The organism is Aquitalea sp. FG25, assembly GCF_057809375.1.
In genome coordinates, this window is record NZ_JBMDJV010000051.1 from 1 (window position 1) to 9989 (window position 9989).

10 protein-coding genes are annotated in these 9989 nt (G+C 58.1%); 4 read left to right on the forward strand and 6 right to left on the reverse strand.

The features are described 5' to 3' along the window. The 6 genes from ACODR9_RS24035 to ACODR9_RS24060 form a co-directional block, all read right to left on the reverse strand. The coding region (locus tag ACODR9_RS24035; protein ID WP_488813159.1) for an acid-shock protein at positions 1 to 253 on the reverse strand (253 nt) is incomplete at its 3' end. A 136-nt stretch (positions 254 to 389) separates the two neighbouring features. Next, positions 390 to 1091 carry a rhodoquinone biosynthesis methyltransferase RquA gene (gene rquA / locus ACODR9_RS24040; RefSeq protein WP_488813161.1) on the reverse strand — a complete coding sequence of 234 codons (702 nt, stop codon included), beginning with the start codon at positions 1089 to 1091 and terminating at the stop codon, positions 390 to 392. Positions 1092 to 1244: 153 nt separating this feature from the next. Beyond that, on the reverse strand, positions 1245 to 2018 hold the full coding sequence (xth, locus tag ACODR9_RS24045) for an exodeoxyribonuclease III (RefSeq protein WP_488813163.1): 774 nt from the start codon (positions 2016 to 2018) through the stop codon (positions 1245 to 1247). A 68-nt stretch (positions 2019 to 2086) separates the two neighbouring features. After that, positions 2087 to 3709, reverse strand: a complete 1623-nt coding sequence (locus tag ACODR9_RS24050) for a phosphoethanolamine transferase (protein ID WP_488813165.1) — start codon at positions 3707 to 3709, stop codon at positions 2087 to 2089. Positions 3710 to 4019: 310 nt separating this feature from the next. Next, positions 4020 to 4226: a hypothetical protein gene (locus ACODR9_RS24055; protein WP_488813167.1), complete on the reverse strand. Its 207-nt coding sequence runs from the start codon at positions 4224 to 4226 to the stop codon at positions 4020 to 4022. Between the two features lie 529 nt (positions 4227 to 4755). Further along, positions 4756 to 6792 (reverse strand): M3 family metallopeptidase, encoded by a 2037-nt coding sequence (locus tag ACODR9_RS24060; RefSeq protein WP_488813169.1) that lies wholly within the window; start codon positions 6790 to 6792, stop codon positions 4756 to 4758. A 138-nt stretch (positions 6793 to 6930) separates the two neighbouring features. Here ACODR9_RS24060 and ACODR9_RS24065 point away from each other — a divergent pair, with 138 nt between their 5' ends. The 4 genes from ACODR9_RS24065 to ACODR9_RS24080 all read left to right on the forward strand — a co-directional run bounded on the left by ACODR9_RS24065 (position 6931) and on the right by ACODR9_RS24080 (position 9942). Then, positions 6931 to 7473 (forward strand): gamma carbonic anhydrase family protein, encoded by a 543-nt coding sequence (locus tag ACODR9_RS24065; RefSeq protein ID WP_488813171.1) that lies wholly within the window; start codon positions 6931 to 6933, stop codon positions 7471 to 7473. 21 nt (positions 7474 to 7494) lie between these two features. Further along, positions 7495 to 7995, forward strand: coding sequence for a GNAT family N-acetyltransferase (locus ACODR9_RS24070; RefSeq protein ID WP_488813173.1), 501 nt, complete (start codon positions 7495 to 7497; stop codon positions 7993 to 7995). A gap of 319 nt (positions 7996 to 8314) precedes the next feature. After that, on the forward strand, positions 8315 to 9652 hold the full coding sequence (locus tag ACODR9_RS24075) for a hypothetical protein (protein WP_488813175.1): 1338 nt from the start codon (positions 8315 to 8317) through the stop codon (positions 9650 to 9652). Next, positions 9649 to 9942, forward strand: a complete 294-nt coding sequence (locus ACODR9_RS24080) for a PAAR domain-containing protein (protein ID WP_488813177.1) — start codon at positions 9649 to 9651, stop codon at positions 9940 to 9942. The genes ACODR9_RS24075 and ACODR9_RS24080 overlap by 4 nt, the downstream gene beginning before the upstream one ends. Positions 9943 to 9989 lie beyond the last annotated feature (47 nt).

The following is a 9989-nucleotide window of genomic DNA, read 5'->3' on the forward strand; positions in this document are numbered from 1 at the left end:
CTTTCTTGGCAGCGTGCTTTTTGGCGTGGTGCTTTTTCACAGCCTTTTTAGCCGGAGCGGAAGCGTCAGCAGCCTGGGCTTTCTGAGCGGAAGCATCTACTTTCTTCACGCCTTTCTTGGCGTGGTGAATCTTGGCAGCTTTGGCTTTCGGTGCGGAAGCAGCAGCCGGAGCGGAAGCGTTGGTGGCGGCGAAACCAGCAGCGGAGCTCAGACCGAAGGCGGCAGACAAAACGAGCAGGGTCAGTTTTTTCATGTTGCGTTCTCCAATATCAAGTGGGGAGTGTTCTTTCCGAGACACCGCAGTGGTGTTTCCATGAGTCGTATCCTAGCCCTGCCCATTCTGGCCGTCTGTGAGTGCTATGTAAGCCCGTGTAACGCTAAGTACAAAGCTAGCGGCGCGTGACGGTAACAACCTGGTAAACGCCACCAAACAGTGTTTCCTTGTGCCAGTCAAAAGCCTCGGCATGGCTGGCATAGCTGGAAATCTCGTTTCGCCACAATGCTTCAGCAAACGGCTCCAGCATGCGGTTTACCCACTTGAGCAGCCAGCCGATGGGCTGCCAGGCGGCCGGCTTGTGATAATCGACAAATACCGCCTTACCGCCAACAGGCACCTGAGAAAGCATGTTGTCGACAATGCGATGCTTGAGATCGTCCGGCACTTCATGCAGTAAAAAGAAGCTGCAAATCAGGTCTGCCGGCTGTTCCAGCCGGTAACTGGCGGCATCGGCCCGTTCTACACGTGCCTGTGGATAGCAGGCCAGCTTGCGCACGCCATGTTCAACCTGTACCGGGGTGATATCGGTCAGAATGAATTCGCCATGCTTGCGTACCTTGGCAGCTGCCTTCTGTACCAGATCACCATACACATGGGCCACTTGCCACACCCGCATGCCGGGACGGATTTGCTGCAGATAGCGCCGCATCAGGCGTTGGTCATTGAGAAACAGTAGCGTGCTGACCACCAGATTACGGTCCAGCAGCGCGGCACGGCGCGGGTTGACGTAGGCCCAGTCGTAGACTTCGGTCATGTAGTCCGGCACCCCTTCGTAATAGGGGTTGCACGGCAGCGGTGGGTGGTTGCGGCTCATGATGGCACCTTGGATTAGCTATTCATCAACAAAGTTTAGCAAATGCTAATATGCAAACTATTGAGCTAAGCCAAGCTTTGCCCTGTTCCCGCCAGGGTGTTGCCTGCCAATGCAAAACGGCCCTTCACGGGCTGTTTTACGGGTTGCAGCAGCTTAGTCTGCCAGAGTGAGCACCACCGGGGTGTGATCGGATGGACGCTCCCATTTGCGAGGTGTCTTGTCGATGACGCAATCCACCGCCCGCGCCTGCAGGGTCGGGGTAATCAGGATGTGATCAATACGCACGCCCTTGTTGCGACGGAACATCATGGCGCGGTAATCCCACCAGCTGTACTGCTTGTCCTCCTGATTGAACAGGCGGAAGCTGTCGGTCAGTCCCAGCGCAATCAGCCCGCGAAAGGCCTCGCGCTCCGGTGTGCTGCACAGTACTTGTTCGTGCCAGCTTTCCGGGTCATACACATCACGGTCTTCCGGGGCAATATTGTAGTCGCCCAGCAGCGCCAGTTGCGGATGACGGGTCAGTTCGTCGGCCACGTAGTCATGCAGCTTGCCCAGCCACTCCAGCTTGTACGGATACTTGGGCGAATCAACGGCCTCGCCATTGACGAAGTAGCCACAAATCACGCGCACGCCGTTTACCGTGGCGGCAATCACCCGGCGCTGCGGGTCGTCATAGCCGGGAATCCCCAATACCACGTCTTCCAGCTGCAATGGCGCGCGCACTAGAATGGCCACTCCGTTGTATGTCTTTTGACCGAACCAGGCAGCGCGATAACCGGCGGCTTCAATCTCGGCCAGCGGGAAAACATCCTGATCCATCTTCAGTTCCTGCAAGCAAAGCACATCGACCGGGCTCTGTGTGAGCCATTCCACGACCTGCGGCAGGCGTACCTTGAGTGAGTTGACGTTCCAGGTGGCTAATTGCATATCTTCAGTTCTCGTTTACTTAAGGCAGCCGCACACAGCGGCGGCTGCATCTGAATCGGAAATCGCAACTACTGTCGGCAAGGCGCAAACATGTCCAGCTGCTTGTTGTAGACACTGGTCTGCACACCCAGCAAACCCAGCAGCGAATGGAAGAGATTGTCATGCGAGTAAGGCTCTGCCTTGCGCCCTTCCAGGCAACGCTGGTTGAGCCCGACTTCCTGCTGGAAGCTGTCGGAGAACCACATCATGGCACCAATATGCTTTTGCGCTTCCGGCGCAAACAGATAAGGCGTGCCATGCAGATACATGCCATTTTCGCCCAGCGACTCACCATGGTCGGACATGTACAGCATGCCGGTGTTATAGCGTTGCTGGTTGGCGCGCAGGAAATCGATCAGGCCGGACAGCACCGTGTCGGTGTACAGAATGGTGTTATCAAAGCCGTTGACGATCTGCTCACGCGGGCAGCGTGAGAGTTCACTGGTCTGGCATACCGGCCTGAACTGCTCCAGGGCTGGCGGATAGCGCTTGTAATAGGCCGGGCCATGACTGCCCATCTGATGCAGCACCAGCACCACGTCGCGGTCGGATTGGTCAATCTTCTGCTGCAGGTTCTGCAGCAGGATTTCATCCCAGCACTCGCCCGTACTGCACAGCTTGTCGTCCTTACTAGTGGTGACATCTTCCAGCGTCACCCGGTTACACACGTCCTTGCAGCCGGACTGGTTGTCGCGCCATATCACGTTATAACCGGCACGCTTGAGGACATCCAGCACATTTTCCTGGCGTGCCGCCTTGTCACCACTGTAATTGGCCCGACCAATATCCGAGAACATGCAGGGCACCGAGACGGCGGTTTCGGTACCGCAGGAATAGACATTAGGCAGGTTGATCAAACCCGGCTGGGCCGACAGTTTCGGATTGGTGTTGCGCGGATAGCCGTTGAGCGAGAAATGATCGGCCCGTGCGGTTTCACCCACCACCAGCACAAACACAGTCTTGCGCTTGTGCTGACTCCAGGCTGCCGCGCGCTTGGCATCCTCACCCAGCGGGCTGACGACCACCGGGCCACTGAAATAATGGTCCTGGATATAACCATTGGTCGCCTGCAGGTAATTGAAAGGAGTCAGGTAATGGCGCAGCTGGCGATTGTTACGGAACAGTGAGGCAAAGTCCTGATAGGCAGCAAAGGCAATGCCCACCAGCACGGCAGCTGAAATCAGCACGGTCAGCAGGCGCACGCCACCTTCTTTCAACGGGCGACGCCACTGGATCTGCCGACGGAACACCCACCAGGCTGGCAGCAGCCCAAGCACAACAACAAACAGTGCCATCTTGCCGGTCAGCAGATCACGCACTTCCTTGTGATCGGTCTGCACCGCATTCTGCACCATGTGCACATCGATCATCACCCCGTACTGATTCATGAAATAGCTGATGAAAGAGCTGATCAGCAGCAACAGGGCAATGAGCGGCTTGCCGAGATAAGGCCAGTTAAACAACGACAGCACCAGATTGTAAAACGCCGTCACCAGCAGGAAGGACTCCAGCAACAACTTGATGCCGTGAGCATCCAGCGGACCGACAATGCGCAACATCTCGCGCCAGAACGGGAAGTTGTAAAACAGAACCAGCCCGAGCGACACCAGCAGGATCAGGCGCTCAGGCCGGATGGAACGGTTAAAAACCATTTTGTCCTCATCAACAAAGGACGGATGCGCACAGGGCATCCCGCCCGGCAATGAAACCGGCCGCAGTGTTGGTGCTGCGGCCGCATGTAATCGGTGATGTCGCCATCAACGGCCAGCACATGCATCTGCTTGCTGCGCTCAGAACATGGCTGAAAATCGACGCCATATTACCCGATTAATTTCGCGGGAAGATGGCAATTCTGTGCTGATTTATTACAAACAGCAGGCTGGCAGAAAAATCGGTTAGCCACCCCGCAGGAAACACCCCAGATTGCACCGCCCACCCGGCAGGGCAGGCAAATAAACAACATTATATTTGATCAAATTTGCCAGCAACCCGGATGCTGGCTAGAATGGTTTCGTGTTCATCACTGGTAGACAAAAATTGTCCCGACAATCCAAACCCCTGCATTCCCAGCAACATCCCCTCTGCCCCACCAAGAATCCCAATCGTTCCACGCTGCGCCCTTTTAGTGATGCCTTCACCCTGCGCACGCCCGGCTTTGCCCAGCATCATCGTCCGCATCATCCCGACAAGGCAAACAGCGAACCTTCCAGCTGATTTTAGTGAAATGGCGATTCAGCCCTGCGCCCGGTCATGTACCAAGATGGCAATAGGCCGTTTCACCGAGGCGTCATCTCACTGAAAGCACCAAACAACACCGCCAGCAGGCGGTGTCAGGCTGCTGAAGAAATAATGTGATGCGATTGCACTGGACCCGGCAAAGCCGGGCCCTTTCGATCAAGTTATTGCTTCCGCAGCCTTCTCATTTATTCCCCTTCCCCCCGCCCTTGCCCTGCAAGGGAGCCTCGCATTCTGAAAAGAAAGCGAGAAGGCTTGTCTAGAATCGGACACAGCCATCCGGCAGCCAAAAAAATACCCCCAAGGGGGATTGGGGGCAGGAAAAGACACAATATCGATGTCCTTGGGGGCAGGGATAAGCGTCTGGCTCGCTTGCTGCTCTTGGAGATAACCCGTTGAGCAAAGATTAGAGCCGGCGCAAATCAGGGGAGTTCCCTCCCCCGTACAAATATTTGTCAGCGCTTCAGGCGGCTTCTTCCACCATGCCGGAATGGCGCAGCAGGGCGTCAATATGCGGGTCACGGCCACGGAAGGCGCGGAAGGATTCCAGCGCCGAACGGCTGCCACCGACGGCCAGCACTTCATCCCAGAAGCGCTTGCCAGTGGCCGGGTTGGCACCACCCGCTTCTTCGAAGGCCGCGTAGGCATCAGCCGACAGCACTTCTGCCCACTTGTAGCTGTAATACCCCGCCGAATAACCACCGGCAAAGATATGACTGAAGCTGTTGGGGAAGCGGTTGTAAGACGGCGGAAAGTTCACCGCCACTTCCTGCCGCACGGTATCCAGCAGGGTCAGCCAGTCGCCACTTGCCGGGTCGAAGTCGGTGTACAGCAGCATGTCGAACAGCGAGAACTCCAGCTGACGCACTGTCATCATGCCGCTCTGGAAGTTCTTGGCGGCCAGCATCTTGTCAAACAAGTCACGCGGCAGGGTTGCACCGGTTTCGGCGTGGGCGGTCATGCCTTGCAGGACATCCCATTCCCAGCAGAAGTTTTCCATGAACTGACTGGGCAGTTCCACCGCATCCCACTCCACGCCATTGATGCCGGACACGCCCAGCTCATCCACCTGGGTCAGCATGTGGTGCAGGCCATGACCAAACTCATGGAACAGGGTGATCACTTCGTCGTGGGTGAACAAGGCTGGCTTGTCGCCCACCGGGCGGGTGAAATTGCAGGTGAGGTAGGCAACCGGAGTTTGCATGGTGTCGCCCTTCTTGCGGCGGCCTCGGGCGTCGTCCATCCAGGCACCGGGGCGCTTGCCCTCGCGCGAGTACAGATCAAAGTAGAAGCTACCTACCAGCTGGCCATCCTTGATGATGTCGTAGAAACGCACATCGTCATGCCATACCGGGGCCGAACTGTCGCGCACCTCCACGCCGTACAGGGTGTTGACCACCCCGAACAGGCCAGGCAGCACCTTGCTTTCCGGGAAGTACTGCTTCACTTCCTGCTCGGAGAAGGCATAGCGTGCCACGCGCAGTTTTTCCGCTGCGTAGGCAATATCCCAGGCTTGCAGATCAGCCAGGCCCAACTCCTTGCTGGCAAAGGCTTCCAGCTCGGCACGGTCTTTTACCGCAAACGGTTTGGCACGGGCAGCCAGGTCGCGCAGGAAGGCAATCACCTGTGCCGGGCTTTCCGCCATCTTGGTGTACAGCGACAGCTCGGCATAATTGGCAAAGCCCAGCAGCTGGGCTTCTTCGCGCGTCAGCTGCAGCTTTTCGCGGATGATTTCGGTATTGTCGTGTTCGGCCAGGCCAAACTCGGAAGCACGCTTCACATAGGCGTCGTACAGCTTCTGGCGCAGCGCGCGGTTGTGCGCGTACTGCATCACCGGGAAGTAAAACGGGAACTGCAGGGTGATCTTGTAGCCGGTTTTTTCATCCGCCTGGGCGGCGGCGGCAAACAGCGCCAGCGCATCTTCCGGCACACCATCCAGTTCGCTGGCGTTTTCCAGATACAGGCTGAAGGCGTCGGTGGCGTCCATCACGTTCTGTTCAAAACGGGCGGACAGCTCGGCCAGACGGCTTTGGATGGCGGCATAACGCTGGCGCTGCGCTTCCGGCAGCTCGGCACCGGACAGGCGGAAGTCGCGCAGGTCGTTCTGGATGATCTTCTGGCGTGCCGCATTGAAACCGGCATAGGCCGGGCTGCTTTCAATGGCCTTGAACTGGCCGAGCAGATCCAGGTTTTGCCCCAGTTCGGTCCAGAATTCGGAAATCGGCGCAATATTGGCGTTATAGGCATCACGCAGTTCCGGCGTATTCACCACGGCATTCAGATGCCCCACCACACCCCAGGCACGCGACAGGCGCTCGGTGGCATCGGTCAGCGGATCGACAAAGTTTTCCCAGCTCGGGCTGTCCACATGGGCGGTCAGCTGCGCCACGGTATGACGCGCCTCGGCCAGCAATTGTTCGATGGCCGGGCTGATGTGTTCGGGGCGAATCTCGGCAAAGCGTGGCAGTCCGGTAAAGTCGAGGAGCGGGTTCTGGCTCATTGTTCACTTCCTGTGGGCAATTGGCAGTGGCTGGCACAGCACTGCGCCGGTATCGAAATCAGGCTGCACACCAGCGAACCGGCAGCAACCATTGCTATATGATAGGGAATCTTGAACCTGTTAGATGAGGACGTTCTGATGAATCGCAATATCCGCCCCTACGATGGCAGCGCACCGCAGATTGCCGACTCCTGCTATATCGATCCGGCAGCCGTGGTGATCGGTGATGTCACGCTGGCGGACGATGCCTCGGTGTGGCCGTTTGCCGTGATCCGTGGCGACGTCAATGCCATTCATATCGGCGAAGGCAGCAATATCCAGGACTTTGCCATGCTGCACGTCACCCACAAGCGCGATAGCGACCCGGCCGGTGCACCGCTGCACATCGGCAAGCACGTTACCATCGGCCATCATGTCACCCTGCATGGCTGTACCATTGGCGATGAAGTATTGGTGGGCATCGGTACTATCATTCTGGATCGCGCCGTCATCGAAGACCGGGTGCTGATTGGTGCCGGCAGCCTGGTACCACCGGGCAAGCGGCTGGAATCCGGCTACCTCTATCTTGGTAATCCGGTGAAGCAAGCGCGCAAGCTGACCGAACAAGAGCTGGCCTATTTCAAGTATTCCGCCGAGCACTATATTCGCGTCGCCAACAAGCACAAGCCGAATCTGGAATGAATTCCCGCAGGAGATAAAGCCATGCCGCCACGGTTGCGCAATGCCAAGGAAAGTGACGCAGAAGCCATTGACGCGCTGATGTTGCCCGAAAGCAGCAGCCAGGGCGGTAGCCTGCATGGTGACTTTCCGGTAGAAAAAATCAGCCACTGGCTGACACAGGCCCTGGCCGACGGCATGCCGGTTCTGCTGGCGGAAGACGCCGCCGGCCTGCTGGGCGTGCTGTTTACCAGCAGCAGCCAGCATCAGGACAGCCCGGTTGCGGCACAGATGGCACAGCTGCATCGCGGCAGCGGGCCATTCTATTTCTATGGTCCGGTTTGCCTGGCAGCACGGGCACGCGGCCAGGGCCTGCTGGCCGCCATGTGGCGGCAGCTGCAGCAGCAATTGCCCGGCCAGCAGGCGGTGCTGTTCATTCATGCCAGCAACCCGGCCTCGCTCAAAGCCCATGCACGGCTGGGCATGCAGGTGGATGCGCAATTCGAACTTGATGGCCAACCCTGCGTGTTACTGAGTAGCCGCTGATCACCATGGCCTGCCCCCCGGGTGGGCATCTCCCTCCGTCATCCCCTGCCGGTCTGCTTATCAGATCTAGCACCACCCGGCCTTTGGGGGAATGCATTTTTGCCAGCTGGCGGTGACCGCTTGCACTTGTCTGCCAACACGCCCCTCCTGCCTTGCATTGGCTTACCGTCATTGCGCGCCATTCCCGACACAGTCCAATCGCTACCAACCATTCTTTAGACAAGGCTGGTCGGTCAAACTGGCTGAGTGGACATTGCTGATCCAAATGTCACGCAGTGTAATGCCCGATCTATAGCCCCAAGCGACTGGTCAGTACGGCATGCAAGCATCCGAAAATCAACTGCGACAAGAAGCCTTACCTGGCAAGCCCCGCTGGCCGCGCTATGTCATGTTGATTCTCGCCTGCACTCTGCTTTCAACACTGATCAGCCTCTACACCACGGCAGTCAACACCGCCAAGGCGGCTCCGCTGACCGGCTTCTGGCTCAAGTCTGCCGCGCCCGGCTTTATGTTAGCCAGCTTCTGGACGTTGTTGCGCTACAGCGGCTGGCTGCTGGCTGGCTGGATTGTTGATCACCGCAATGCCTTGCATCTTGCCGCGTATCACCAGGAAGAACAGCGCCGCCAAGCACGGCTTTATATCCCGCATATCGCCTTGCTTGGCCCGGCCTGCATGCACGCGGGGGATCGTCAGATTCTGCTGCGGCAACAACGGGAAAAACCAGTGCCCTTCTGCAATCTGTTACCAGTCCCCCAATTCGAATCCGCAGCACCGCCCTATCTGGCTGAGCCTGAATCCATCGCCGAAGCAGACAGCAAGCAGGATACAGACGAAGCCATGTGGGAGATTTATGCGACCGGCGACGATGCCGTTGCAGATGATGAAACCAGCGAAGAAATCGACGCCCCGGCAGCGGACGATATAGCCGCATCACCCGAAATGTCATTCGGTGAGGAAGATCTGCAACAACAGCAGCCCGCCGCCCATTACCTCCCCGCCAAGCTGGCCACCATGATGGCCGATTGGCCGCAAGCGGTGTGGCACACATCGGTCGCGGTCTCCTGGCATGGCAGCGAAGATGCATGGTTACGTTTTCGGCAGCATGCCAGCGAACTGGGCATCTTGCTGACTTCCCGCCCTCAGCGCTTGCACAGCCCGGAAGATATCGACCTGGTGATTGACGCACTCCACGCCCGGCAACACACCGGCTATCACCTGCTGGCAGGCACTGTCACGCCGGCGGCCAGCTTCGGTGCAAGCCATGGCCCACCCGCTGCCGAAGCCGCCTTTGCCATGCTGGCAAGCAATATGCCGGATGGCGGCAGCCTGTCCCGACCAGTGCTGTTCCACGCATCCGAACATCTGGCGTTGGCTCAGCGCAATGCTGCACTGGCCAATCCACCCACGTCCTTTTTCAGCCTGAACCATGACAGCCCGGAAGAGCTGTCTGCAGCAGGCTGGCAAATCGATGCCGTGGAACATGAGCCTTACTGGGGGAACCCCGGCGCCTTGGGCTGCTGGGTCATGGCGGCAATGGCACTGGAAGCGGCGATGCTACGGCAGCAAGCGGTTGGCTGGCACGCCCAGCAGGAAAATCAGCACTGGGCTGGCATTGCTCTGCCGCCGGAACCAACCACAACAGGAGCAAGCGCATGAGATTTGTCATCCGCCAGGGCTGCCGCATCACCGGACGCGGCGAAGTCGTGGAAGGCATGGTTGATGGACCGACATTGCGTGGCATTCCGGTGTCCTTCATCGGAGCCAAAGTGCGCTGTGACGTCTGCAACAGTATCGGTGTCATCGCCATGATCGGGCCGCGCGGCTCCTTGGGACAAAACAATATCAAGGGCAAAACCCTGGCACTCAACAATGACCTGGTGCTGTGCCGCTGCCCTGTTCATCCACGCCTTATTCACGACTGCCAGGAATGGCAGGTCGCCATCTGACCCACCCCAGGCCCCTGTACATGCGCAATCCCTACCATCTCGCCTTC